At 63.6% G+C, this 22,234-nt stretch carries 32 protein-coding genes, 1 tRNA gene and 4 pseudogenes; 11 read left to right on the top strand and 26 right to left on the bottom strand.

Annotation, left to right across the window (positions count from 1 at the left end; genetic code table 11):
* Nucleotides 1–321: 321 nt before the first annotated feature.
* Complete coding sequence (locus ADT71_RS06885) at nt 322–984, top strand: SOS response-associated peptidase (RefSeq protein ID WP_054435926.1); 663 nt, start codon at nt 322–324, stop codon at nt 982–984.
* A 545-nt stretch (nt 985–1,529) separates the two neighbouring features.
* On the opposite strand, the gene ADT71_RS06880 is transcribed toward ADT71_RS06885, so the two are convergent.
* Both ADT71_RS06880 and ADT71_RS34890 read right to left on the bottom strand, forming a co-directional pair.
* Entirely contained in the window at nt 1,530–2,117 is a 588-nt protein-coding gene (locus ADT71_RS06880; protein WP_054435923.1) for a hypothetical protein, read from the bottom strand.
* A gap of 413 nt (nt 2,118–2,530) precedes the next feature.
* Entirely contained in the window at nt 2,531–2,653 is a 123-nt protein-coding gene (locus ADT71_RS34890) for a hypothetical protein (protein WP_255351613.1), read from the bottom strand.
* A 143-nt stretch (nt 2,654–2,796) separates the two neighbouring features.
* Here ADT71_RS34890 and thyA point away from each other — a divergent pair.
* The 6 genes and pseudogenes from thyA to ADT71_RS06850 all read left to right on the top strand — a co-directional run bounded on the left by thyA (nt 2,797) and on the right by ADT71_RS06850 (nt 8,574).
* A pseudogene (gene thyA / locus ADT71_RS06875) lies at nt 2,797–3,761 on the top strand (thymidylate synthase).
* Between the two features lie 153 nt (nt 3,762–3,914).
* Complete coding sequence (locus ADT71_RS06870) at nt 3,915–5,213, top strand: thiamine pyrophosphate-dependent enzyme (protein ID WP_054435922.1); 1,299 nt, start codon at nt 3,915–3,917, stop codon at nt 5,211–5,213.
* A gap of 5 nt (nt 5,214–5,218) precedes the next feature.
* On the top strand, nt 5,219–6,271 hold the full coding sequence (locus ADT71_RS06865; RefSeq protein WP_054435925.1) for an alpha-ketoacid dehydrogenase subunit beta: 1,053 nt from the start codon (nt 5,219–5,221) through the stop codon (nt 6,269–6,271).
* Between the two features lie 4 nt (nt 6,272–6,275).
* Nucleotides 6,276–7,621: pseudogene (locus tag ADT71_RS06860) on the top strand (dihydrolipoamide acetyltransferase family protein).
* A gap of 13 nt (nt 7,622–7,634) precedes the next feature.
* Nucleotides 7,635–8,231, top strand: a complete 597-nt coding sequence (locus ADT71_RS06855) for a YdeI family protein (RefSeq protein ID WP_054435921.1) — start codon at nt 7,635–7,637, stop codon at nt 8,229–8,231.
* Nucleotides 8,232–8,497: 266 nt separating this feature from the next.
* A tRNA-Asp gene (locus ADT71_RS06850) sits at nt 8,498–8,574 on the top strand.
* Between the two features lie 104 nt (nt 8,575–8,678).
* Here ADT71_RS06850 and ADT71_RS06845 read toward each other — a convergent pair.
* The 24 genes and pseudogenes from ADT71_RS06845 to ADT71_RS30130 all read right to left on the bottom strand — a co-directional run bounded on the left by ADT71_RS06845 (nt 8,679) and on the right by ADT71_RS30130 (nt 19,969).
* The gene (locus ADT71_RS06845) at nt 8,679–8,894 is read right to left on the bottom strand and encodes a DUF2842 domain-containing protein (protein WP_054435920.1); all 216 of its coding nucleotides are present in this window, start codon (nt 8,892–8,894) and stop codon (nt 8,679–8,681) included.
* Between the two features lie 2 nt (nt 8,895–8,896).
* Entirely contained in the window at nt 8,897–9,499 is a 603-nt protein-coding gene (locus ADT71_RS06840) for a 5-formyltetrahydrofolate cyclo-ligase (RefSeq protein WP_231635661.1), read from the bottom strand.
* 322 nt (nt 9,500–9,821) lie between these two features.
* The gene (locus ADT71_RS06835; RefSeq protein WP_054435918.1) at nt 9,822–10,130 is read right to left on the bottom strand and encodes a hypothetical protein; all 309 of its coding nucleotides are present in this window, start codon (nt 10,128–10,130) and stop codon (nt 9,822–9,824) included.
* A complete protein-coding gene (locus ADT71_RS06830; protein WP_054435917.1) occupies nt 10,127–11,137 on the bottom strand; it encodes a hypothetical protein in 1,011 nt (336 codons plus the stop codon). Before ADT71_RS06830 ends, ADT71_RS06835 begins: the two co-directional genes overlap by 4 nt.
* Before the next feature lie 32 nt (nt 11,138–11,169).
* Nucleotides 11,170–11,415 (bottom strand): hypothetical protein, encoded by a 246-nt coding sequence (locus tag ADT71_RS06825; RefSeq protein ID WP_054435916.1) that lies wholly within the window; start codon nt 11,413–11,415, stop codon nt 11,170–11,172.
* A 2-nt stretch (nt 11,416–11,417) separates the two neighbouring features.
* Nucleotides 11,418–11,723: a hypothetical protein gene (locus ADT71_RS31960; RefSeq protein ID WP_197282934.1), complete on the bottom strand. Its 306-nt coding sequence runs from the start codon at nt 11,721–11,723 to the stop codon at nt 11,418–11,420.
* 87 nt (nt 11,724–11,810) lie between these two features.
* A complete protein-coding gene (locus tag ADT71_RS06815) occupies nt 11,811–12,014 on the bottom strand; it encodes a hypothetical protein (protein ID WP_054435915.1) in 204 nt (67 codons plus the stop codon).
* Nucleotides 12,011–12,250 carry a hypothetical protein gene (locus tag ADT71_RS06810; RefSeq protein WP_054435914.1) on the bottom strand — a complete coding sequence of 80 codons (240 nt, stop codon included), beginning with the start codon at nt 12,248–12,250 and terminating at the stop codon, nt 12,011–12,013. Before ADT71_RS06810 ends, ADT71_RS06815 begins: the two co-directional genes overlap by 4 nt.
* A gap of 46 nt (nt 12,251–12,296) precedes the next feature.
* A complete protein-coding gene (locus tag ADT71_RS06805; protein ID WP_054435913.1) occupies nt 12,297–13,199 on the bottom strand; it encodes a hypothetical protein in 903 nt (300 codons plus the stop codon).
* A complete protein-coding gene (locus tag ADT71_RS06800) occupies nt 13,196–13,774 on the bottom strand; it encodes a hypothetical protein (protein WP_054435912.1) in 579 nt (192 codons plus the stop codon). Before ADT71_RS06800 ends, ADT71_RS06805 begins: the two co-directional genes overlap by 4 nt.
* A complete protein-coding gene (locus tag ADT71_RS33085) occupies nt 13,771–13,956 on the bottom strand; it encodes a DUF4326 domain-containing protein (protein ID WP_054435911.1) in 186 nt (61 codons plus the stop codon). Before ADT71_RS33085 ends, ADT71_RS06800 begins: the two co-directional genes overlap by 4 nt.
* Before the next feature lie 44 nt (nt 13,957–14,000).
* A pseudogene (locus ADT71_RS35505) lies at nt 14,001–14,219 on the bottom strand (DUF4326 domain-containing protein); the annotation flags it as partial.
* On the bottom strand, nt 14,212–14,793 hold the full coding sequence (locus tag ADT71_RS06790; RefSeq protein WP_054435910.1) for a hypothetical protein: 582 nt from the start codon (nt 14,791–14,793) through the stop codon (nt 14,212–14,214). The gene ADT71_RS06790 and the pseudogene ADT71_RS35505, both read right to left, overlap by 8 nt.
* Nucleotides 14,794–15,021: 228 nt before the next feature.
* Nucleotides 15,022–16,074, bottom strand: a complete 1,053-nt coding sequence (locus tag ADT71_RS31955; protein ID WP_054435909.1) for a DUF6551 family protein — start codon at nt 16,072–16,074, stop codon at nt 15,022–15,024.
* Nucleotides 16,074–16,442 (bottom strand): hypothetical protein, encoded by a 369-nt coding sequence (locus tag ADT71_RS06780; RefSeq protein ID WP_054435908.1) that lies wholly within the window; start codon nt 16,440–16,442, stop codon nt 16,074–16,076. The genes ADT71_RS31955 and ADT71_RS06780 overlap by 1 nt, the downstream gene beginning before the upstream one ends.
* Nucleotides 16,435–16,656: a hypothetical protein gene (locus tag ADT71_RS06775; protein WP_054435907.1), complete on the bottom strand. Its 222-nt coding sequence runs from the start codon at nt 16,654–16,656 to the stop codon at nt 16,435–16,437. The genes ADT71_RS06780 and ADT71_RS06775 overlap by 8 nt, the downstream gene beginning before the upstream one ends.
* Nucleotides 16,656–16,880 (bottom strand): annotated as a pseudogene (locus ADT71_RS33080) (GapR family DNA-binding domain-containing protein); the annotation flags it as partial. The gene ADT71_RS06775 and the pseudogene ADT71_RS33080, both read right to left, overlap by 1 nt.
* A gap of 368 nt (nt 16,881–17,248) precedes the next feature.
* Nucleotides 17,249–17,545, bottom strand: coding sequence for a hypothetical protein (locus ADT71_RS31195; RefSeq protein ID WP_156336507.1), 297 nt, complete (start codon nt 17,543–17,545; stop codon nt 17,249–17,251).
* 417 nt (nt 17,546–17,962) lie between these two features.
* Nucleotides 17,963–18,154: a hypothetical protein gene (locus tag ADT71_RS06760; RefSeq protein ID WP_054435905.1), complete on the bottom strand. Its 192-nt coding sequence runs from the start codon at nt 18,152–18,154 to the stop codon at nt 17,963–17,965.
* Entirely contained in the window at nt 18,151–18,414 is a 264-nt protein-coding gene (locus ADT71_RS06755) for a hypothetical protein (protein WP_054435904.1), read from the bottom strand. The genes ADT71_RS06760 and ADT71_RS06755 overlap by 4 nt, the downstream gene beginning before the upstream one ends.
* Nucleotides 18,411–18,713 carry a hypothetical protein gene (locus ADT71_RS06750; RefSeq protein WP_054435903.1) on the bottom strand — a complete coding sequence of 101 codons (303 nt, stop codon included), beginning with the start codon at nt 18,711–18,713 and terminating at the stop codon, nt 18,411–18,413. The genes ADT71_RS06755 and ADT71_RS06750 overlap by 4 nt, the downstream gene beginning before the upstream one ends.
* Nucleotides 18,710–19,069, bottom strand: a complete 360-nt coding sequence (locus tag ADT71_RS06745; protein ID WP_132468713.1) for a hypothetical protein — start codon at nt 19,067–19,069, stop codon at nt 18,710–18,712. Before ADT71_RS06745 ends, ADT71_RS06750 begins: the two co-directional genes overlap by 4 nt.
* Nucleotides 19,070–19,161: 92 nt before the next feature.
* The gene (locus ADT71_RS06740; RefSeq protein ID WP_132468714.1) at nt 19,162–19,578 is read right to left on the bottom strand and encodes a hypothetical protein; all 417 of its coding nucleotides are present in this window, start codon (nt 19,576–19,578) and stop codon (nt 19,162–19,164) included.
* Between the two features lie 25 nt (nt 19,579–19,603).
* Nucleotides 19,604–19,969 carry a helix-turn-helix domain-containing protein gene (locus ADT71_RS30130; RefSeq protein ID WP_255351614.1) on the bottom strand — a complete coding sequence of 122 codons (366 nt, stop codon included), beginning with the start codon at nt 19,967–19,969 and terminating at the stop codon, nt 19,604–19,606.
* 95 nt (nt 19,970–20,064) lie between these two features.
* Here ADT71_RS30130 and ADT71_RS35500 point away from each other — a divergent pair, with 95 nt between their 5' ends.
* The 4 genes from ADT71_RS35500 (at nt 20,065) to ADT71_RS06725 (ending at nt 22,224) form a co-directional block, all read left to right on the top strand.
* Nucleotides 20,065–20,289, top strand: a complete 225-nt coding sequence (locus ADT71_RS35500; RefSeq protein WP_082370192.1) for a helix-turn-helix transcriptional regulator — start codon at nt 20,065–20,067, stop codon at nt 20,287–20,289.
* Between the two features lie 125 nt (nt 20,290–20,414).
* Nucleotides 20,415–20,642: a hypothetical protein gene (locus ADT71_RS06735; RefSeq protein WP_054435900.1), complete on the top strand. Its 228-nt coding sequence runs from the start codon at nt 20,415–20,417 to the stop codon at nt 20,640–20,642.
* 40 nt (nt 20,643–20,682) lie between these two features.
* On the top strand, nt 20,683–20,862 hold the full coding sequence (locus ADT71_RS06730; protein ID WP_054435899.1) for a hypothetical protein: 180 nt from the start codon (nt 20,683–20,685) through the stop codon (nt 20,860–20,862).
* Nucleotides 20,863–21,018: 156 nt separating this feature from the next.
* Nucleotides 21,019–22,224, top strand: coding sequence for a toprim domain-containing protein (locus tag ADT71_RS06725; protein ID WP_082370191.1), 1,206 nt, complete (start codon nt 21,019–21,021; stop codon nt 22,222–22,224).
* Nucleotides 22,225–22,234 lie beyond the last annotated feature (10 nt).

Here is a 22,234-nt window from a genome sequence, read left to right as displayed (position 1 = left end):
TCACTTGGCCTCCTTCTGGAGTCCAGAAAGAGACCCCTTAGCGGAGGTCCATCAGCCCCGAGCCTGAATGCCGCAACACGCCGGAGGGCGGACGCTTACGACGGATCAGGTCATCGTCTGCCAGCGGGAGGGTTAGTTGATCGTCTGCCATCGGAAATCCTTTCGCGACTCATTGTGCTGCCCTGTAGCATGTTCTGACTTTGTTCTCATCAATTCTCGTGCGCGCCGACTCGCACCGGAGGCCATGGGCTGGTCTAAGCTATTAGGATCGCACGGAAGAATTTGATGGGCCTATCCCCTGCGTTGAGCGACACTCGCGCCATGTGCAATTTGTATCGCATGACGATGCCGGCTGGTGCGGTGGCTGGATTGTTCCGGGCCAAGAGCGACGCTGCGCCCAATTTCGCGGCCGAAGTCTATCCGAAATACACCGGGCTCGTGATCGCCGAGGGCGAGGCCCGTGCAATGACTTGGGGCTTCCCCCGTCACGCGGTGAGCAAGAAGACGGGCAAGGTCTTGAAGCCCACTGCCACGAACAATGCTCGCGATGACAAACTGCGCGGCAATCCGATGTGGCGGGATAGCTTTCGCGATCGGCGCTGCCTGATCCCGGTTACGGCGTGGGCCGAGGCAGAGGGCCAAGCGGGCCGAATGACGCGGACCTGGTATTCGTTGCCGGATCAGGAGCTGTTTGCCGTCGCCGGCATCTGGCGCCCAACCGACGAGTGGGGGAATGCCTACTCAATGGTCATGGTCGACGGCTGCGAACAGATGGCCGACGTTCATGACCGGATGCCCACGATCCTGGCGCCGGCAGATTGGGAGTGCTGGACGGATGGAACGCCGAATGAAGCGTTCGCCCTGTGCCGGACTTACGCTGGGGCCTTGATAGTCGACCGGACCGACGCAGCCTGGTTCACCAGAGCCAGCGCACAACCTGCGCGATCTGGGATAGGTAGCCCCACACCAGGAACGCTCCTATGATGCCCGCTTCGATCTTGAGTGCCATCCCGCGATAGTCGGCCAACGCCGCTTTGCCAGCAACTGGAGATGGGTTCGGAATGGTGGTCCGAAACGGGAGCATTTGCTTCGGCCGTCGCACGCCCAATGGCGGGCCGGAACCATTCCGGCGGATTCGTGCTTAGGTCCGCAGGTGTCGGCAATGTCGTGCATGCGTCGTGCCGATGGGAACTGGTTTACCTCTCCAGATCCATTCGCATGAGATGGGCCCCGCCGCGAATGCGCGACGGGGGCCTTATCGCAACTGCCGTCCGGCAGGAGGGGCGCAGCGCTAGATCGTCTTAGCGCAGGCCGGGCAGGCCCATTTAAGGGGCCAACCTGTGCGGCGGATTTTGCGCCAGCCAGTCGTGGCGGCCTGCCACTCTGTATCCACGACCGCGTCACGGCTGGCAGGTTTCTCGGAACTGGGAACGGAGGTGCGCGCCTGGCGGTCCGAGTGGCACCGCTCCTTCTCGATCGGGTTCCCGGTTTGGATGTCGCAGCGGACCGAGATGACGTATCCCATGGCGCTAGCTGACCTCCTTCTGGCACTTCTCCTGCGCCGCCCTGAGTTCCTTGCATTCGGCTTCCGCGCGCTCGGCGCGATTGCGCCAGTCGGCCGCGGTGGGGTGTTCGATCCTCTCGGCGTGCTCGGCAGCTAGTGCGGCGATCAGCTTGGCGCGCACCTCCTCTGCCCATGCTTGGTAGTGCTCGCCCACAGCAACACTATCGACGCGACGAACGATTGCCTCCTGTTCGTCATCGTCCGGCCAACCCTCCTCGTGATCGGAGAACAGAGCGGCCTTCCATGCCTCCCAGTGGAAAGGCGACAGGATATCGTTGAGCGCGTCTTCCAGTTCCTGCGACACCGGCTCCTCGCCCGCAGGTTCGGCCAAGACCATTCCGTTGGCGTCACCGATATGGTCGGAATGCGGAACGAACCGACCGCCCATGCGCCGCGCCAGTCTGTCAGCCGTTTCCATGACTTGATCCAACTCGTGCCGATCTTGCACAGGTTTGGCGCTCCGGGATTGCACGGCGGCCTGGGCAAGCTGACCGGCGGCGAGGCGGTAATGCCCTTGGCTGATCAGACCATGCACGTCGGGGATCTTTGCCAAGATTGCTTGCTTCACAGCTTCCACTTCATCGGCGGCTGGGGGCAAGCAAGGGGCCGAGGTCGTAACCCAGCCAGGGATGGGGGAAGGGCGCGGTTTACCCATGGTGCGCGCCCTCCTTCGCGAAGAGAATGGACAGGGGTTGAAGGTTCGCCCTGAACCTGACGGGGTGAATCAAACGAGAACATCCGCCAATGGACTTGATCTGTTCTCGCTGCCGAAGCACGGAAAACCGCCGTATGAGCCTAGGCGCTACGTCTTCGGGAGGCAGGGGCCGGAGGTTCGAATCCTCTTTCCCCGACCAACGAAAAGCCCGGCGTTTTACGCCGGGCTTTTTGCTGTCTGGGTCATGTTTCCGTCGATGGCATGGTTCCGCCGCTGGACGAGCAACGGCGGAGCGACCGAAGCTTCCTTTTTTAGCGCACCTGCCAGAAGCCCAGGCAATCCTCGCACATGTCGCCCGGCGGGCATTGCGCGCAGCGGGCGGGCACGGAAACATGCTTGCGCAGCCAGTGCGCGGCGGAAATCAGCCAGTTCATTTACAGCCCCCTGTAAAACCCCATTTGCGCAGAGCATTAGCTAACGGCGCGGCCGTCCGTGCTTAAAAGATTGTCACGCTTTTGCTGGGTGGTTGGGCGGCCGCCCTTTTCCTTCGCGGGCGCGATGGTCTAGGTTTCGGGCCATGACCGAAACGCTCATTGCCGATTCCGCCGTCTCCGCCACCGCCCGCCACTGGGAGTGGCAATATCTCGACCTCATGCGCCGCATCTGGGACGAGGGTGACGAACGGGTGGACCGTACCGGCATCGGCACGCGCTCGGTGTTCGGTGCGACGATCCGATTCGATCTGTCGGGCGGCGCGATGCCGCTGCTCACCACCAAGCGGGTCTACTGGAAGACGGCGACGCGCGAGCTGCTCTGGTTCCTGACCGGGGAAACCAATATTCGCCCGCTTTGCGCGCAGGGCGTGGAAATCTGGACCGACTGGCCGCTGGACCGCTATCGCCGCGAAACCGGACTGGAAATTTCCGCGCCGATTTTTCCCGCCGGATCGTGGAAGATGCCGGGTTTGCGCAGGAGTGGGGCGATCTCGGGCCGGTCTACGGCAAGCAGTGGGTGGACTGGCCGGTCTACGAAGCGGCGGAGGGCGGCCTCTATCGCAAGCGCGCGGAAGGCGTGAACCAGGTCGCGCAAGTGATCGAGAGCCTCAGGAACAATCCGGGCAGCCGCCGCCACATCATCGAGGGCTGGAACGTGGCCGAACTCGATTCGATGGCGCTGCCGCCGTGCCACAAGAGCTATCAGTTCCACGTCGCCGACGGCCGGCTGTCCTGCGCGCTCTATCAGCGGAGCTGCGATCTCGGACTCGGCTTTGCTTTCAACATGTGGTCGTTGGCGCTGCTGACGCGGATGTTCGCACAGCAATGCAACCTTGAGCTGGGCGAGGCGGTTTGGATGGGTGGTGATGTCCATCTCTACCTCAACCACGCCGCGCTGGTCGAAGAGCAACTGGCGCGGCAGCCGGCAGGCGAAGCGCGACTCGATATCGCGCGAAAGCCCGATTCGATCTTCGATTACCGGATCGAGGATTTCGTGGTCGAAGGCTACGCGCCGCAAGCGCATATTGCCGCTCCTGTGGCCGTTTAGGTGTCGTTCTTGTGCCTTTCTGTGTGGATTGACATTGCCGATGGTTGAAATATTATGACCTGACCGTGGAATTTTGAAACGCGCCAGGTTCGTCCCTTTTCCTTGCGCGGTTCGGCTTCTCACGGCCCGGAAAGGCGGGAGAGGATAACCAGAATGGCCGAAGGCCCGGTTCGTACAGGCAAGTCACGCGGCAATCTGCCGCCACTCGATCTCTATGTCCCCGAGCCGAGATATCGGCCCGGCGATACGGTCGATTACACCCACCTGGAAATCCCCGAACCGGGCCTTCTGGCCCGGCCGGACGAGGCCTGTGAGGCGCGGGAAACCTGGCCTTTCACGCTGGACATGATCCGCGTCCTCGGTGACGACGATCGCGCCGTCGGCCCGTGGAATCCCGGCCTCGATCCCGAGACCTTGCGCCGGATGCTGGCAACGATGGCGCTCACCCGCGCCTTCGACGATCGCATGTATCGCGGCCAGCGCCAGGGGAAGACCAGCTTCTACATGAAGTCCACCGGCGAGGAGGCTATCTCCATCGCCTGTGCCCACGCCCTTGCAGCAGACGACATGGTGTTCCCCAGCTACCGCCAGCAGGGCATCCTGATCGCCCGCGGCTATCCGCTGGTGGAAATGGTCAACCAGATCTACTCGAACCGCGCCGACCCCCTTAAGGGGCGGCAGTTGCCGATCATGTATTCCGCCAAGGACTACGGATTCTTCTCGATTTCCGGCAATCTCGCCACCCAGTTCCCGCAGGCGGTGGGCTGGGCGATGGCGAGCGCGATTAAGGGCGATACCCGCATCGCCACCAGTTTCGTGGGCGAAGGCTCCAGCGCCGAGGGCGATTTCCACGCGGCGATGACCTTCGCGGCGGTCTACAACGCGCCGGTCGTGCTCAATGTGGTCAACAACCAGTGGGCGATCTCCAGCTTCTCCGGCTTTGCCGGGGCCGAGCGCACGACTTTTGCAGCGCGTGCGGCGGGTTACGGCATTGCCGGGCTGCGGGTTGATGGAAACGACATCCTGGCGGTCTATGCGGCGATGGAATGGGCGGCGAACCGTGCCCGCGCCAACAAGGGCCCAACCCTGATCGAGCACTTCACCTACCGCGCCGAAGGTCACTCCACCTCGGACGATCCCAGCGCCTATCGGTCCGCGCGCGAGGCCGAGGACTGGCCGCTCGGCGATCCGATCACGCGGCTCAAGAAGCACCTGATCGCGCTGGGCGAATGGTCCGAGGAGCAGCACGAGGCGATGGACCGCGAATTGGCCGAACAGGTCAAGGTCGCCACCAAGGAGGCCGAGAAGAACGGCATCCTCGGGCATGGCCTTCACCACCCGTTCCATACGATGTTCGAGGACGTGTTCGAGGAACTGCCCTGGCATCTCCAGGAACAGGCCGAACAGGCGATCCGCGAGCGACAGACCAAATGGCCGGAGTGGAAGGAGTGAGGACCATGATCGAGGAAAACCCCGTCAGCCTCCACGACGCGCCAAGCCGTCCGATGAACATGATCGAGGCGATCAACGATGCGCTCGACATCATGATGGCGCGCGATCCCGATGTCGTCATCATGGGCGAGGACGTCGGCTACTTCGGCGGCGTGTTCCGCGCGACGGCGGGCCTTCAGAAGAAGTTCGGCAAGAACCGCGTGTTCGACACGCCGATCAACGAGTGCGGCATCATTGGCGCCGCCGTGGGCATGGCGGCCTATGGCCTGCGCCCAGTGCCGGAAATCCAGTTCGCGGACTATATCTATCCCGGCCTCGACCAGCTCGTCTCGGAGGCAGCGCGCCTGCGCTATCGTTCGGCGGGCGAGTTCGTGGCGCCGATCACGGTGCGTTCGCCCTTCGGTGGCGGCATCTTCGGCGGCCAGACCCACAGCCAGAGCCCGGAGGCCCTGTTTACCCATGTCGCCGGTCTCAAGACGGTGATCCCTGCGACGCCTCACGATGCCAAGGGCCTGCTGATCGCGGCGATCGAGGACAACGATCCCGTCATCTTCTTCGAGCCCAAGCGCATTTATAACGGCCCGTTCGACGGCTATTACGACCGACCCTCGCGGCCATGGAAGGGGTTGCCCGGGAGCCAGGTTCCGGAGGGTTACTACCGCATTCCGCTCGGCAAGGCGCGCGTGGTGCGCGAAGGTGCCGCGCTGACGGTCGTAACCTACGGCACCATGGTCCACGTTGCCGAGGCGGTGCTGGCCGAGAAGGGTGTCGACGCTGAAATCATCGACTTGCGCAGCCTCGTCCCGCTGGACATCGATACTGTGGAAAAGTCGGTGGAGAAGACGGGGAAATGCCTGGTGATACACGAGGCGACCCGCACTTCCGGTTTCGGCGCCGAGCTCGTCACGCTCGTGCAGGAGCGCTGCTTCTATCATCTCGAAGCCCCGGTGGAGCGCGTGACCGGTTTTGACACGCCTTATCCGCACAGCCTCGAGTGGGCCTATTTCCCCGGTCCCGTCCGCATTGGCGAGGCGGTCGATCGGCTCATGGAGGATTGATCCGATGGGTCGTTTCACATTCCGCCTGCCGGACATCGGCGAAGGCATCGCAGAGGCCGAGATCGTCGCCTGGCACGTCAAGGTCGGCGATACGGTCGAGGAAGACGGCCGCCTGGCCGACATGATGACCGACAAGGCCACGGTCGAGATGGAGAGCCCGGTTTCGGGCGTGGTCGTGGAGGTCGCGGGCGAAGCGGGCGACGTGATCGCCATCGGCTCGCCGCTGGTGGTGATCGAGGTCGAAGGCACGGGTAACGAAGTCGACCGTGCACCTGCGCCGAAGGCCGAAGTGGTCGAGCAGCGGATCGAGGTGGAAACGCCCGATGCTGGCGATGTGGCGCGCGTGGAAAGCGCGGTGGCACCGGAGGCGAAGCCTGTCCCCGCCCCCACAGCTCTCACGCCAAAGCCGGCCCCCGCTCAGGCTGAGCCCGTCGAATCCCGCGCACCCACGCCCACGCCAAAACCGACTGCCCCCCACGCCAAGGTCATGGCCAGCCCGGCCGTGCGAAAGCGTGCAGCCGATCTCGGCATCGATCTGGGTGAAGTGCGCCCGGCCGAAGATGGCCGCCTGCGTCATTCGGATCTCGACGCCTTCCTGTCCTACAATGCTTCCGGCGGGTTCCAGCCCGCCGGGCGCAAGGGGCAGGACGAGCAGGTGCGCGTGATCGGCCTGCGCCGCCGCATCGCCGAGAATATGGCTGCGTCGAAGCGCCAGATACCCCACTTCGCCTATGTCGAGGAATTCGACGTCACGGCACTGGAGGAAACTCGCGCGCAGCTTAACGCAGGGCGGGGCGACCGGCCGAAGCTGACGATGCTGCCGTTCCTCATCACCGCGATCTGCAAGCTGCTGCCCAAGTATCCGATGCTTAATGCGCATTATGATGACGAGGCTGGCGTGGTGACGCGCTACGGCTCGGTGCATCTGGGCATGGCGGCGCAGACCCCGGCGGGGCTGATGGTTCCGGTGATCCGCGATGCGCAGGACCGCAACTTGTGGCAACTGGCCACCGAGATCGGCCGTCTGGCACAGGCTGCGCGGGACGGTTCGGCCAGGTCGTCCGAGCTTTCGGGATGACGATCACCGTGACCTCGCTCGGGCCGATGGGCGGGGTGGCGACCACGCCGGTCATCAACCGTCCCGAAGTGGCGATCATCGGGCCGAACCGCATCGTCGAGCGACCGATGTTCGTGAAGGGTGCGGACGGCGTGGAGCGCATCGAGAAGCGCAAGATCATGAATATCTCGATGTCCTGCGATCACCGCGTGGTAGATGGCTGGGATGCTGCCAGCTTCGCGCAGGACCTCAAGAAGCTGATCGAGGCTCCCGCGCTCATTCTTGCGGGGTAACGGGAGAAAGGGAATGGGCAGGGATCCGCGCGTCGATGACTATATCGAGGGAGCCGCGGACTTTGCCCGCCCTATCCTCGAACATCTGCGGGCGCTGGCCCACCGCGTGCTTCCCGGCGCGGAGGAGGCGATCAAGTGGGGCATGCCGCACTTCACGGTGAGCGGGAAGAACGTGGCCGGGATGGCGGCGTTCAAGGCGCATTGCACGTTCGTGATTCATGGCGATGGCCGGCAAGGCGACGCCATGGGCCAGTTCGGGCGAATCACAGGGATCGCCGACCTGCCGGACGAAGCCGTGCTGACCGCGAATCTTCAGGCGGCTCTGGACCGGGTGCTGGAGAAGGGTACCGCACTCCGGATCGACGGCACACGCAAGCCTCGTCCCGAGATACCGATGCCGGATGATTTTGCGGCCCTGCTGGCCGCAACGCCTGAGGCGCAGGATGCCTTCGGCCGGTTCACACCCTCCCAGCGCCGCGACTATCTTGAATGGATCACCGAAGCGAAGACTGCCGCCACGCGGGACAAGCGTATGGCACAGGCGTCCGAGTGGATCGCCGAGGGAAAGACACGCAACTGGAAGTACGAGAAGCCCCGCAGGAACGCCTGACGTCTTGCACGGGACGCGGCAGGGCGGTGGATCGGCCCTGGTTTCAAAATTTTTTCCGCGTGTTTTCCTTCGGCCGGCCCACCCGTGAGGTGTTTTCGAGAGGTGAAAATCGCAAAAACATCGGCTGAATCGCGCCATCGGCAAAACTGTCCACAGGCTAGTCGCGGCGTGGTCGTAAAAATCTCTCTTGGGCTGGAATAGTGCGTTGACAGCCACCCGGTGCTGACATAGAGGGCGGCCTCCCAAGCGGACGCAACCGCAAGAACGCGGGTGTAGCTCAGTTGGTTAGAGTGCCGGCCTGTCACGCCGGAGGTCGCGGGTTCGAGCCCCGTCACTCGCGCCACTTCCTTGACTGGAAGAGGAAAGCAATATCATGAAAGAGGCCGGGAGAAATCCCGGCCTTTTCTTTTGCCTGCGATATGCGGAAAAAATGAAAGCGCCGGGGAATCATCCCCAGCGCCCGGTTTCCATCCAGATCAGGAATCGCCGCAAGGGCATGATCCATACTACCCCCATGAAGAGGTAGATGGGGGTCTGGAGCAGGACATGCCAATCCGACATCAGCGGGGCGACGTAGCGCGCTATCAGCAGCCCGTAGGCGCACAGGACAAGCAGCAGCCCCAATACGCCGAACGGGATTCGCCAGGTCGGTGTTTCGCGCAAGGTCAGATTTCCCCTTCGTAGATCCGCGTCGGCGTTACCACGGCATCCAGTATCCGGTCGTGCGCTTCCACCGGCAGGGTTTCGGCCAGTTGGCAATCCCATGCAAGGCCGATGGCGGGAACGTCGGGATTGGCATCGAGCCAGCGATCATAATGGCCGCCGCCCTGGCCGAGCCGATGACCCTGCGCCGTGAAGGCAAGTAGCGGCACTACGAGGATGGCCGGAACCACGGCCTTGGCGCTGGCGAGGGGCTGCAGTGCCCCCCAGGGCCCCAGGGTGAGTTGTTCCTCGTCGAAGGGGTTTGCCCATTCGCGAAATTCCATCGCGCTTTCGCGGGCGGCGAACCAGGGGAGCGCGATATTCCGCCCATGTTCGGAAAGCCACCGCGCCCAGCCGAAGGCCGGTGCCTCATCGCCAACCGGTGCGTAAAGGCCGATGGTCAGTCCCTCCGGTATCATTTCCGCGACCGGTGCGGGCGGGCGGTTCAGCACGAGCGCGCGCATGCCCTGGGGCAGCGAGGCGACATGCTCCGCGCGGGCAGCCCGGTGCGATTTGCGCAGCGCGATTTTCTTGCTCGTAGGGGAGAGAGGAGGCGACGAATCCACCGTGAGTCCCATTTCTGGATGATCGGGCCGCAACAATACCACCGAAGGTCTCTCGCGGCATGTCGGAAATCCGGCAATGAATGCCGGCGCGTCAGGGGCTGCGGGAACAACAAGAGCCCCCGGTGAGGTCAGTGCCCATCGGAAGGTCGAGGATGGGCGATGTCCTCTATGCTGATGAAGTGGGTGACGGGTCCACCATGGGTCGTTTCCTAGAAAGATTACCTACCTACGGCTTTCCGCCAGTTTTCAGGAAATTTCCTTCAAACATGTGTCCTATTTGGGGATTTTGTTGGAACGATCAAGGGCGTGGTAAACTTGAGCGTCATCCGCGCAGAAAGCGCATCGCCGCCAGATGGTCGAAGAGTGCGGGCAATGTAGACGCCGCAATGGTATAAGACCCTATTGGGGTGTCCGGGTACCACTGCAACATCCACATTGAATTCGTTGCGATGGCCTTCGCCTTTTCCTCTTCCGAGGCCCATTCCGGATCGGAGCCTGGTGCGCTGCTGTCTAGATATTCTGCGACGGTCATGTAGTTTGGACCGTTGCCATCATTGAAGCTCAATTGCAGCGACGAGTATTCGCCGTAAAGGATGCTCCGCAGCGTGTTCTCAATTTCCGAAATCGTCACGCGCTCTTCTCCTGTTCGTCGGCGATCGGCGTCGCTGCCGGCGTGTCCAGTGAGCTGGCGATCGCGGCGGCGGTGATCGTGGGGTCTACCGGGCCGTAGACTTTCAGCATAGCCTCGATCGCGGCGAGGGAGTGGCCGGTGATCGACGCGATCATTTCCTTGGGCATCTTGCGCCGGCGCAGGCGGACGACGCGGGTGCGGCGCAGGTCGTGCCAGACCAGGTTCTCCATGCTCTTGCGGCCGGTTGTCTTCACGGCATGGTCTATCACCTTGTTCCAGCGGCGGATGAACCGGCGTTCGTTGAACGGGATCCCGTCGTTGTCCTCATCAACGATCACATAGGAGAGCAGGCGGCGCGGTTCCGCCGCGCGATCGCGCGCACGGTTGCGGCGCAGGGCGGCGTTCACCTTGACCAGGAGCTTCGGTTCGATCGGGATTTCCATCCAGGTGTCGGCGTCGTCGTCGCTGGTCTTCTCCTGGGCGAAGGTCCAGCCCATCACCTTTCCGTCTTCGCCCGCCAGCAGTTCGCGCGTGCCGCGATCGAAGATCTCCAGTTCGGTAAGCTGTCCTTCGGTGAAGGCGATGAGATCGCTTTCACGCTGGGCGGTGAACAGCGCCAGCTCGCGCGCGAGCGCCATCGAGGGCAGGCCAAGGTCATAGGCGGCGGCATCGAATGCGGCGTCATCTTCAGGCGTCCAGATGACCTTGCGGGAGGGCGGGGCACCCAGGCCGAAGCTGGTGGCAGGGTTCGATCCCTTGGGGATGATGTCTTCGCTCTCGGCAAAGGCCATGACCAGGCGCAGCGTTTTCAGCAGGTGATGGGCGCCGGCGTGGCCGAGGCCGCCATCGGCGATCGGCCGGGCCACCGCCTTGCGCAGGGCAGTGACGCGGGCGGCGGTGACGAACGCGACGGGGTGCTTGCCAGCCCATTCCTCAAGCCTGCGGAGGGCGGGCTTGTAGGTCTTCACGGTGTTCGGCTTCAGCAGCGGCCGGCCGGATGCGCTCACGCCGTGCAGCCGTTCGCGCCGATAGCGTTCGATCAGCGCGCCGAACGTGCCGTTCTGCTGCTTTTTGTCGATGCCGGCCGGGCGATCACCGCCGGCCTTCCATTCTTCGACCTTGCGGTTTCCGCGCGCGCGGCCGCAAGGGCAGCGCCTTCATCCTTGCCGAGCGATATGGGTTTCCACCCGGCGTCGGCCAGTGTCTTGCTGGGTTGCCAGTACCAGCTGGTGATGCCGGCCTTGTTGGTCTTCCCGACCAGGAGGGGGATGCGGATCTTGGCCATGGTCAGCCCTTCCTCTGATCGGCGCGGCGGGCGTCGGGCTTGCCCATGCGCTGAAGCTGGCGTTCGGTGAGGTTGCCGGCGAAGGCGGGCGAGATCTGCCGTTCCAGTTTGCGGCAGTGATCGGCATGGCGGATGAGCGCGCGGCCGACTTCGCGCATGATGCCATCATGGAGCGGGCGTTCGCCGGTCAGCCAGCGCCGGACGGCGCGCGGGGTGACGTCCAGGATCCGCGCGGTGACGGTCTGGCCGCCCAGGGCCGTCACGGCGGCCGAGAACGTTTCTATCTGTATGTCGGGGAATTGGGGCATGTAGCCGGTCCTCGGTTGACCATGGCGGGGCCCAGTTGGCCGCCGCGCCGTGTAGGCGGGAGGCTAGCTCCCGCCATGGTTGGGGTTTCAGATTGCGCCCGCCCGGGCGATGCGCAGGTTCAGGATCGTGAGGTAGGCGCCCATGGATGCGTACTGGGCGCGGAGCAGTTGCTGATCGGTGGGTTCGAGCGTGCTGAACACCTGGCCCTCCAGAAACGTGGTGAGTGCGTAGCTTCTGACTGCCAGTTCTCGCGCCTCGACGATCATGCGCTCGACATGAGGGGTGTTCACTGCACGTTCGCCCGAACGGCTGCGTCCTTCGCTTCGAGCAGCTTGCGCAGAGCTACGGTGCGTTCCGGGTTGCGGGGAAGCGTGTCGACGATGTGGCCGGCAAGGTCGCAGAACGGCCTTGAGGCGCCCTGCAGCTTGTCCGGCAGATGGCTGTAATGGAAGTACCGCAAGATGGGGTCGATCTGCAGTTGGTCCGCACTGAATTCCTTCGGTGCGGGGTGGATGGCGTCGGTCATATCTACCTCTGGTGATGATGCCGGCGACCGGCCGGCGCGGATCTCGTCAGCGCGGGGCGCGGAAGCCGGCGGCGTTGCGGTGGCCGCCTCCGCCGAACTTATAAGCGATCGCGGACACGTCCTCGCGCTGGTCCTCCGACCGCAGGGAGAATGTGATGGAGTTCTCACCGGCGACGCGGAGTGCCGCGAATGATGCCTGGGGGAACTTCGCGAGCAGTCTGTGCCCCGTCTCGCTGACGAGTAAGTACGGGCAATCGACCGTAACGGCCGGCATGCCATCGATCTCGGTCATCCAGGCGCGGTCCATGATCTCCTCGATCAGGCTATCGCGGTAGGCGGCGATCGACGCCCCGATGTTCACGAAATTTGAAAGACCCTCGGCGACGGCATCCCAGCGCTCGAACGTCTTGTTGCCTGATGACAGTGCAAGGTGAAGGTGATCTGCTTGCTCCCCGCGATCGGGGCGCCAAAGGTCGCGCGCTTCGACCAAATCAATGAGGCTCGGACGTCCGACCCGGCGACCGAACGTAAAATCCCATGCCATGCCGGCACCGGATCGTTGCATGTCAAACAGAGCGATAATGGGCGGTCGCCCGTTGAGCTCATTGAGATCGCGGAGCATACCGGGGATATCGCCGGGTGCTATCGTGCCAGGCGCGTTCTCCCTGAAGCGGAACGGCTCCAGCGCGGCCTCTGCCGTCTTGTGATGGTCGAGGATGACAATCGAGGCGATGCCATGCCGCCAGATCATGTCTTCAAGCATTTTCTGCGGGAAGCTGAAGTCGACGATGAGTACATGCTTGCCGCGCGCATCGCCCAGCCCCGGGCCCATCCCGTAGTTGCGAGCGATGTATTCGGCGTCGGGCCACCTGCGCCAGCAGCACCAGGCGGCGGTGAAGCCGTCGATACATTTGTCATGATAGATGACGATGTCGGGTTGCCAGCTCATAGCGCCATTGCCTCCTGTGCCTGCCCGTCGCGGGCGGCGATTTCGGTTTCGATGATGTGCCACTGTTCGCGGGCGTCCCGTTCGGCCGGGGAGGGCGCGGCGCTGGCGAAGTGGCAGCGGGCGCCGTTGCTGGGGTTCCAGTCGTAGCCGAGCTCGTAGATCGCGCGCATGCAGGTGAGGCGGCGGGTGAAGAGATCCGCGTCGCGCTGGGTGAGCTGGCCCTTGCGGATCCAGAGCGGGTAGAGCCGGTGCCGGTTATCCAGTTCGCGCGTGATCGCCGCGCGGCGCTGGTGCCAGGTGTAGCCGTGCAGCTTGTGCAGCTTCAGCGGATTGGTGCAGGGCTTGCCTTGATCCAGCGGGGCCATGGCCTGCTGGAAGCGCTGGGCGTCTTCCAGCAAGGCGCTGAACAGGTCCGTCTGGTGCTGGCGCTCCTGTTCCGTCATCTGGCCCTTGCGGACCATCGCGGGGAACGCCTCGCGCCGGCGCGCCAGTTCGCGGCGCAGCTCTGCCTGCAGGTCGATCCAGGACACGTCCGGGAAGGCGTGATGGGGCGGAATGCGATCGGGGGCGGTCATGCCGCGAACTTTTCGTAGTCGGCATGGACATTGGCCATGCGGATCAGGGTTTCGGCATGGCACCACTTGCTTGAAAGCGGGCACCAGCACGCGAGTGCATGGCCTGCGATGTGATGGAGGCCTGTGAGAACCCGCTCGCGCATCCGGTAGAGCGCCTCGATCTCGGCCGGGCAGAAGTCCATTCGTTCCAGGCTGAGGGCGCCGAGAGTCCTTGCAGCCAGCGATCGTGGAGGATCACGCTCTTTGCGTGGCCCCATCGGCGCGACTGGAATGGATTTCCCCACATTGTCGGGCGGCCGACGTAGATTGCCCCGCCCGGCATCGCGGACCCTTTCTTGCGGGTGCGTTGCACGCGAAGGTTAGAGATGGAAGTTGTGGCGTCCCTTGAAGCGCCGGGGGTTGATCGGGAGTGCGTAGCACACCCGATCCTAAAGGCGTCAGGCATCAACGTTCTCCGCAGGAAGCTCTGCGTCGATCAAGGCGAAGAGGGTTACGGCGATCTCTTTCCAAGCCGCCGCCGTTTCCGCCGCCCAAGCCGCCGCCCTAGCCGCCGCTAAATCCTTCCCGGACTGCAACGCTTCGATGACGTTGTTGCATGCGGTGGTTACCTGCTGCCAGTATTCCGGCACGGGATCGGGCTGCGCCTTAGACGCGGCGGCAATCGCCTGCTTGATGCCAGCGATCATGAAGCCGGTGCGGATTCGCTCCCAGGCAGCATCGTCCAGAACGTGCCATTTGCGGGCGCGCGTGATCAATTCGCCGGAAAACCATTGCACTTGGTTAGCAGCAATGCCGTCGTCGATCGCAGGGATAAGCTCGGCAACCCATTGCGGCATCAAGTCTGCGGGGCAGTGTTTGGCTGAGTTGATATCAGGCCCGAAGGCGGCGAGGGCGCAAACGAGTACGCGTCCCTGATTGTCTTGAACTCGCCAATTGTGCTGGATGATGCGGTGTTCAGAGTGGGCCTGCATGGCAAGGGTGATGCGATCGGCGCGCGTGAGTGGTTTTCTGTCTGACATGGTGACTTCTCTTTCGGTGGATCTGGTGGGTGTTCGGACGGCTAGCTGCCGATCCTCATCAGACGGTCGATTGCGTCCTGGGCGCGGCGGGCGCGCGTTGCCAGTAGGATCGGCTCTGGCTTTGCGGCCGGTAAGGGCATTTGGCCGGGGGGCCGCCGCCCAAGCGTTCCGCGATGATGGCATCGCGGCCTTCCTTCATCAGTCGGGGGCGAGAGAACGGCTGCCGCATCAGGCCACCGCCTTCTGCTTGCAGAATTTGTCTGTGCAGCTGCCGGCTTCGCGCAGGTCCACGTTGCGGTCGCACTGGTCGCACCAGCGTTTGCCGGTGAAGGGCCGGGCCGATCGCGGCGAGGTGGTGGGCAGCGGCGTGTGGGATTGCGCGGGTGCCGGTGACGGTGCCGGCGCTGGCGCCTGGGGGGCTGGTGCCGGTGCGAGGGGGCTACCCTTGGCGCGCATCCAGGCTGCGGTCATCACGGCGCCGGCAGCGTCCGAAAAGTTGAGCCCCGGGTTGTCCACGCGGGCGCGGGCAACTTCGCTGCGCCAGTCATCCTGGCTGCGGATAGCCAGCATGGTGATGAACTTTTCGAGCAGGTCGCCGGTGAAGCTGCCGTCCCGCTTGTACTGGACGGCGCAGACGAGGGCGATGCCGGGGAAGATGGTGCCGGCGTATTGCAGCACCTGGCCGGCGAAGGCCTGCGAGAGGATATGCAGTGCCGTGGCGGTTTGTTCCGCGCCGCGCCGGCGCCAGGCTGCCTCTATGCCGCCGATGTTCGATACCATGCCCGGCTTCCAGGCGATGTGATTGCCGTGGGGCGCGATCGAGAGGCCGGCATCGGCCATGGCCTGGGCGATGGCGCAGCTTTCCGGGTTGCCGCTGGCCAGTGCGGCCTTGAACAGGTCCAGCTTCTTCAGGGGCTTTCGCTCCTGGTTCAGCTTCACGAAGCTGGCGGCTTCCCGGGCGACGTCGGCATATGTGAGCACGACGCAGGGCAACTGGCCGATATCGCCGCGCAGCTTTGCGGCTTCCAGGCGGTGCTGGCCGTCGATCACATAGTGCGCTTCCGTTTCGCCATCGATGCGGCGGGCGACCACCAGCGGCAGGCACAGATCCCAGTCCCAGTTCTGGGCGATGCGGCGTATCAGCAGCTGGCTATCGGCCCCTGCGGCCGAGCGCTGATAGCAGGCATCCACCGCCAGTTCGGACGGGGGCAGGAACTGCAGCACCGGCAGGCGGCCGAGCGGTTTGTTGAGCTTGAGTTTCGGAGCGGGCTGCTGTGCCATCAGTAGGGAACCTCGCTTTCGGGGATGTCCTCTGCGACGCCGAGCAGCACGGGCGAACCGCTGCAGTGGTCTTCGAGGAATTTCACGCAGGCGGCCGCCAGCTGGCCGAGGCCGTCGCGGTACTCGGTTGCCATGGGCTGGGCTTCGAGGATCTGCACTTCGAGGCGCCCGGCATGCAGGAGTGCTTCAGCCAGCTTCTCGATCGGCGCGGCATCCCCGAATGGCCAGTTGCAGATCGGGCCTTCCAGGTTGAAGCGCAGTAGCTCTGTGGTGGCGTCGCTGGCGAGGCTGGCGGCCAGCATCGCGCCGCGCTTATGGCGGGTGAGATCGGTTGCCCAGGTGTCATCCGTGGGAGTGGCTTCAGTCATCGACCTGGTCCTCCTCGGGATCGATGCAGGTGGCGACGCACACCGGCTGCTGCTCGATCGTCAGCTCCAGGCGCGCTCCGCATGCGCAGTCGACCGTCTCGTCTTCGAGGGAGCCGGTGTGCGTCGCGTAGCAGTTGGGGCAGATCCAGTGATCGTCGAGGCCGGGGTTGGTGCAGCGGTAATCGCCGCTGATGGGGTTCTCGGGCAGGGCCATCAGTCGATCCCCAGCGCGCACTTGTAGGTGTCGAGGAGCATTTCCTCCTCGCGGCGATCGTCCGGCTTCATTTTCCGGATACGGATGATCTTGCGGATTATCTTGGCATCGTAGCCGACGGCCTTGGCCTCGCTGTAGACGTCGCGCTTGTCGTCCTTCAGGCCCTTTTCCTCTTCCTCCAGGCGCTCGATGCGTTCGACCAGAAGGCGAAGGCGGTCGTCCGTGCCCTGGACATTGCCGTCATCGGTGTTGCGCCCCGGGCCGGTGCGCTTTTCCGCATTGCGGCGCCAGCTGGCCAGCAGGCCGGTGGAGGCGGAATAGGTGCAAGTGCCGGTGACACCCGCCAGGCGCAGCGTGTAGGTGTGGCTGGTGGTGTTCAGCTTCCCATCATGGTCCGCGACCAGGTGAGCGATCACATCGGCATGTTCGACGCCATCGCCCAGCATCACGTCAATCTCGGCTATGATCTTGCGCAGCTTCTCGGTGTCAGGTTCGGCCATGGTTTCCTCTCAGGCGAAAATCGCGGCGATCCATGTGCCGGCGATGATGAGGGTGATGGTCCACGCTTCGGGCGGGAGCCGGTCGCGGCCGTTCATGGCTGCACCTGGTCTTCGGCTTCCTCCGCATCGATCCAGTCGATCGCGGCGAGGCAGAGCGCGGCCAGGCGCACGAGGGCGCGGCGGCAGACGTCATGCTTGGCGCGGCCGAGGCTGGCGTATTCGGTGGCGGTGGCCAGCTGCCGCGCCAGTTGGCGCATGATGCTGCGGCGGCCGCCCGCGCCGAATTCACGGGGGCTCCACAAGTCGCCCTCCCGATCCTTCTCGGGCGTGTGGCCGTGCGTGAAGATCTGCTGCGCCCGGCAGGCCATGACATCTTCCATGGCCCGCACGGGAACGCCGCCGAAAGTTGTGTGGGGCGCGTCCTGCGGCCCGGTAGCCGGTTGGGGGATATCAGCTACCGGGGCGAACGCGCCCCCGCCCTGGTGCGACCCGAGGGGCGTCTGGTGAAGGGTTTGCGCGCCGGTTTCGGCGGGGGGGATTGCCTCCGCCGGCGCGCGGCCGTCCAGCATGGGTGACTGGACGGTATCGAATTCTTGGGTCGATCCGGAGAGCGCTGACGCGCCGCTCTCCGGACCTTCTTTCCCCGCCGTTTCCAGAGACGAACCTCGCGAGTTGCCTGCGCCAGAGACGGGAAATCGTGAAACATGGTCAGCTGCCGATCTGCAGGCTGGCACTCGCCGCGGCGAACAGGGCGCCCAGCGCCGCAGCCGCCGGCAAAGCCAGCAGGTAGAGGGCAAGGCCGCGGTTCATCGCCAGCCATACCCGGCAAGTTCCAGCACCCGGACCAGCGCCGGAAGCAGGATGAAGGCAAAGGCCAGCCCGATCGCGGCGCCCGCGAAGCCGCCGGCAGCGGCCTGAAGGCGGTGGGCCTGCGCGATGGCGCGGGGATCGTTGGAGGCGACGCGCGCCAGCAGCCAGAAGATCCGGCGGGGGCTCATGCCGCGTTTTCCGTCAGCGGGGTGACGCGATCGAGCAGGTAGCATCCGGAAATGCCATCGAGCCAGATCACGGCCGAATGGCCTGACAGCACATCTGCGCGCGAGCGCGTGTTGGTGATGAGGCCTTCGCCGTCGTCCCTGCGGACGGTGACTTTCTGGCCGACCGGGAACCGGGCGTTGAAGTCGTCGCACTGCTGCTGAAGCAGAGCGGGCGAAAGCTGGATAGGCCGCTGCGGCCGGCGGGCGCCCCGGGCGATCATGCGCGGGTATCCACGCGAACGGTAGTGGTAGCCTTGTACTGAAGGCCGAGGGCGTTGGCTTCCGTGATTGCTTGCTGGTGGAGGTGGCTGGCGATGTCGCGAAGCGCCTGAAGCGCGATCGTGTGGCAGGTGAACCAATTGCCGCCATTGAGCATATCAGTTGTCCGGCACAGGCTGTCGATCGCCTGGTCAACCGCGTGCATGGCAACATCGGTGATCTGATTGGCGTCGGCGGCCGGCAAGCCTGCTTCGATCAGGCCTTTGCGGATCTGCAAGCGTGCAGTTTCACGGCCGATCATGCCACTTTTCCCCCGCGAATGAGGCGGAGGTTTCCGGCGTTGGCGTCCATGTCGAGCGCGGCGGCCCGCATGGCGGTCTGATCGGCCTGCGCGGCGTTCTCAGGGGGCAGGAAGTTGTCCAGCCACGCCTCTACCGAATTGCGGATCCACTGGCTGGTGACGGTTACGTCATTGCGCAGGACGTGGCCGACCATGGCGGGCAGCGGGGGCGGGAAGCTCTTTTCGCTGATGAGCAGCGAAAGGTAGCGCTTGAGCCGGGTGCTCTTGAACTGGGTGACGCCCAGGCGGCGGCGGAGATACCAGATATCCACCGTGTTCTCGGCGGTATCCAGATTGATGTGGGGACGTAAGGACAAAGCGGCCTCCGTTCGTGTGAACGAGGCCTATATGTTCGCTAATCGCTAACTCTGTCAATCATAAATGTTCGCGATACGCTAACTAGTGACTCTCAGAAGTAGGTTATAACCTTCACTCCGTTGTCGTTAAACTCGGGTGCGCAAAGTGCAATGAGGGCCCCGTCCCATTCGGTCTCTTCGGGTCCGTATTGCGTTAGGGGAACCCAAGCGATCAAGTCTCCGGGTCGAATGGGCCCCTTGAGTTGGTTGTGCTTGGCAATTTTGGAAATCCCGCCATCTTGAGATGCGAGGCTGATTAGAAACGCTCGCTCAGGAGGTGTGGTTGGCACAAGATCGGAGCAATCCTTGATGACAAGCCCGAAGCAGGGCTGACCATGGCGGAGTTTTGTGTCGCCAAACATCGATTGATAGTCGTAAAAGGCTTCGTTCGACTTGAACGCCATTCCTGACAGCGGGTGCCGTTCTTTAATCGGCTTGCTGGATTTAGGTGTTCTGCGAAACCAGCGCATATCCGTTTCCTTTATGGAGAGGATGCTATGCGCGCTTGCGTGTCCCGAAAGTTTCGATGGTTGCTGACGATGGCCGAGGGGCTATCACATCTGCGACTTTTTGCAGCTGCTCTCGCTGTTCGGGGGTGGCCTGTCGCAACTGTTCTACCAGATGTCGCTCATCAAGGTTGAGGGCATCTGGATTGTCGCGGTGCGACAGTAGGTCGGCGGGTGTAACGCGAAGCGCGTCAGCGATCCGGCGCATGTAGTCGACGGTCAATGCCATCTCGCCACGCTCCAAGTCGCTGATTGTGACCTTCGAGACACCGATCATCTGCCCCAGAGCTTCTTGCGAAAGCCGGGGGTTTGTCTGCGATCGCAGCTCTCGGATACGGTTTGGTGCCTCACTCACAGGCACAAAATGTAAGATTTCCGCTGACACGCCTAGAGCCCTATTTCCGAACTCGGTCTTGTCAAGAGGTTAGCGTATCGCTTACTAATCTTCTCATGGAACAGCACCCAGATCTTCACCCCCTGCGTAAGTGGCGGAAAGCCAAGGGTTGGACGTTGCAGCAGTGCGCCGATGCGATCGGAACTTCGCGCAGCGTTTGGTATGATTGGGAGCGAGGGCGGCGCAGGCCGAATAGTACCTACATGCCTAAGGTGCGTGAACTGACTGGCGGTGAGGTTCCGGCGGACGCTTTTTTCCCCAGCTTCGATGAAGCGGCTTGAGCCGTGGATATTCATCAATCCCCCCAGATTGTTAGCTCCGCCTGCGGAGTGCTTTCGGGCAAGTCGTTGGTATGTTCCAAGTTTCTCGACTTGGTTAACAAATATAGCAAACGCCCGGTGTCCTGATGGATCGCGGGGGGCAGCACTTCGACAAGCGGCCGGGAATGTTCGAGGCTACTGCCGGGCTGGGCACGATTTATGCCGTGGGCCGCCGCGATAGGGATGGCTGGCGCGTGGCGCTGCTGCGCGGCGCCGTGGTGCTGGCTGAGCTGACCAGCGAGGATGCCGCCAAACTGGCCACCGATATCGCCACCGCCGCCGAGCTGATCGACGGCAACGCGGGGCTGGGCTGATGGCGGGTTTTTTCAGCACTCATCAGGAAGGAGCGTTTCTATGCGGCCTATTGACGACGAAAAGTACGTTGCGCTCGAATGCTTGCGCCTCGCCAACGGTAACGTCGACGAGGCGCGGAGAATGCTGGCCTTCGTCAACGGCGGAAACGCTGCCGATGGGAAGGATGGTTCAGGCTGGTCTCGCGACCAGATGGTTTCTAGCGAAGTTCGCCCCGGATAACGGCGCGTCGGCACTTTGATGAAAATCTCAAGATCTTCGTCAAGGTTTTGGGGCTGGCTGTAGGTGTAGCGAACGTCTTTCCACATCTTATAGGCGACACCGTAAGTCGAATTCGAACCGTCGTCTTTCGTTTCAGCCATAACCGTCCCTTTCGTGTTGGAGTTGGCGCTGACACGATGGCCGGAAGCCGTCCGTCTTCAAGGCGGACCGGCGGAAGGCGTGGATATGACTGTGTATTCCGTCTCCGAGATCGCCGACAAGATCAACGGCATGGCCCGCGAGCTGGCGCCGGATCTGTTGCCGAACGGCCAGTACAACCACAACCGCACGCGCTGGCACTTTTCCGGCATCGCGGACACCGGCAAGTCTCACAGTGCCTATGTGGAGCTGGCGGGCACGAAGCAGGGCAAGTGGTTCGATTACGGCAATGCCGCCGCCGGCGAAGACAAGGGCGACATGCTGGATCTGCTGCGGCTGAAGCTGGGGTTGGCAGATGCGCGCGCGGCGGTGGAAGAGGCCAAGATCCGCCTGGGCATCGTGGACGACTGGAAGCCGGGAAAGCCGGCGCTGCTGCCGCCGGAAGAGCGGACACGCCGGGCACGCGAGGCGCAGGAGCGGGCAGAGCGGCGGGAAGACGAGGCAGCGGCCGAGCGCGCCAAGGCCGCGAAGCGGGCGAAGAGCCTGTACCTGGGTGGTGTGCGGATCGCGGGAACGCCTGCGGAGGAATACCTGAAGGGGCGTTCGCTGTTCTGCGAAGAATGGCCCGGCGTCCTGCGGTTCCGCGACAAGGTTTGGTACCAGGACGAGCACCGGAAGATGGAAGTGCCGGCGATGCTGGCTGCCGTCTACCTCGCCAGCGGAGAGCAGGTGGCGACCCACCGCACCTATCTGCACCGCAATCCCGAAATGGCGTGGATCAAGCTGCAGGTGCCCAAGCCCAAGAAGGTGCTGGGCAAGATGTGGGGCGGCTTCATCCCGATCAGCAAGGGATCCAGCGGCAAGTCCATGCGCGATATGCCTGCGGGCGAGCCGGTTTATGTGACGGAAGGGATCGAGGACGCGCTGGTGGTGCGGATGATGATGCCGGACGCGCGGATCATTTCCGCGATTTCGCTGGGCAACATCGGCGCCATCCGCCTGCCGGCAGCGGCGCGGCGCCTGGTGATCGTGGCGGACCGGGACAGCAAGCTGAAAGCGCAGGAGCAGCTGGAGCGATCCATCGCGCAGCAACAGGCGCGCGGGCTGGACGTGCGCATGGTGATGCCACCCGAAGAACACGACGGCGAGGCCGTGAAAGACATGAACGATTGGCTGGTTGCGTGGCTGAACAGCCGTGCGCGCCAGCGGAAAGGGGCGGCGTGAGCCATTCAGA

Source organism: Novosphingobium sp. ST904 (genome assembly GCF_001298105.1).
Classification (GTDB): Bacteria; Pseudomonadota; Alphaproteobacteria; order Sphingomonadales; family Sphingomonadaceae; genus Novosphingobium.
The sequence above is the reverse complement of the archived record's forward strand: the minus strand, read 5'-3'. Positions and strand labels throughout refer to the sequence as shown.

Coding starts and splice junctions, on each gene's coding strand:
- ADT71_RS06825 (WP_054435916.1), bottom strand. CDS start 11,415: ATGGCCAAGATCCGCATCCCCCTCCTGGTCGGGAAGACCAACAAGGCC.
- ADT71_RS34890 (WP_255351613.1), bottom strand. CDS start 2,653: ATGAACTGGCTGATTTCCGCCGCGCACTGGCTGCGCAAGCATGTTTCC.
- ADT71_RS06810 (WP_054435914.1), bottom strand. CDS start 12,250: ATGACCGACGCCATCCACCCCGCACCGAAGGAATTCAGTGCGGACCAA.
- ADT71_RS06865 (WP_054435925.1), top strand. CDS start 5,219: ATGATCGAGGAAAACCCCGTCAGCCTCCACGACGCGCCAAGCCGTCCG.
- ADT71_RS31955 (WP_054435909.1), bottom strand. CDS start 16,074: ATGGCACAGCAGCCCGCTCCGAAACTCAAGCTCAACAAACCGCTCGGC.
- ADT71_RS06790 (WP_054435910.1), bottom strand. CDS start 14,793: ATGTCAGACAGAAAACCACTCACGCGCGCCGATCGCATCACCCTTGCC.
- ADT71_RS06805 (WP_054435913.1), bottom strand. CDS start 13,199: ATGAGCTGGCAACCCGACATCGTCATCTATCATGACAAATGTATCGAC.
- ADT71_RS06735 (WP_054435900.1), top strand. CDS start 20,415: ATGGATCGCGGGGGGCAGCACTTCGACAAGCGGCCGGGAATGTTCGAG.
- ADT71_RS31960 (WP_197282934.1), bottom strand. CDS start 11,723: ATGCCCCAATTCCCCGACATACAGATAGAAACGTTCTCGGCCGCCGTG.
- ADT71_RS06780 (WP_054435908.1), bottom strand. CDS start 16,442: ATGACTGAAGCCACTCCCACGGATGACACCTGGGCAACCGATCTCACC.
- ADT71_RS06760 (WP_054435905.1), bottom strand. CDS start 18,154: ATGAGCCCCCGCCGGATCTTCTGGCTGCTGGCGCGCGTCGCCTCCAAC.
- ADT71_RS06740 (WP_132468714.1), bottom strand. CDS start 19,578: ATGCGCTGGTTTCGCAGAACACCTAAATCCAGCAAGCCGATTAAAGAA.
- ADT71_RS35500 (WP_082370192.1), top strand. CDS start 20,065: ATGGAACAGCACCCAGATCTTCACCCCCTGCGTAAGTGGCGGAAAGCC.
- ADT71_RS06885 (WP_054435926.1), top strand. CDS start 322: ATGTGCAATTTGTATCGCATGACGATGCCGGCTGGTGCGGTGGCTGGA.
- ADT71_RS06730 (WP_054435899.1), top strand. CDS start 20,683: ATGCGGCCTATTGACGACGAAAAGTACGTTGCGCTCGAATGCTTGCGC.
- ADT71_RS06775 (WP_054435907.1), bottom strand. CDS start 16,656: ATGGCCCTGCCCGAGAACCCCATCAGCGGCGATTACCGCTGCACCAAC.
- ADT71_RS06855 (WP_054435921.1), top strand. CDS start 7,635: ATGGGCAGGGATCCGCGCGTCGATGACTATATCGAGGGAGCCGCGGAC.
- ADT71_RS06870 (WP_054435922.1), top strand. CDS start 3,915: ATGGCCGAAGGCCCGGTTCGTACAGGCAAGTCACGCGGCAATCTGCCG.
- ADT71_RS06750 (WP_054435903.1), bottom strand. CDS start 18,713: ATGATCGGCCGTGAAACTGCACGCTTGCAGATCCGCAAAGGCCTGATC.
- ADT71_RS06800 (WP_054435912.1), bottom strand. CDS start 13,774: ATGACCGCCCCCGATCGCATTCCGCCCCATCACGCCTTCCCGGACGTG.
- ADT71_RS06755 (WP_054435904.1), bottom strand. CDS start 18,414: ATGATCGCCCGGGGCGCCCGCCGGCCGCAGCGGCCTATCCAGCTTTCG.
- ADT71_RS33085 (WP_054435911.1), bottom strand. CDS start 13,956: ATGGACTTCTGCCCGGCCGAGATCGAGGCGCTCTACCGGATGCGCGAG.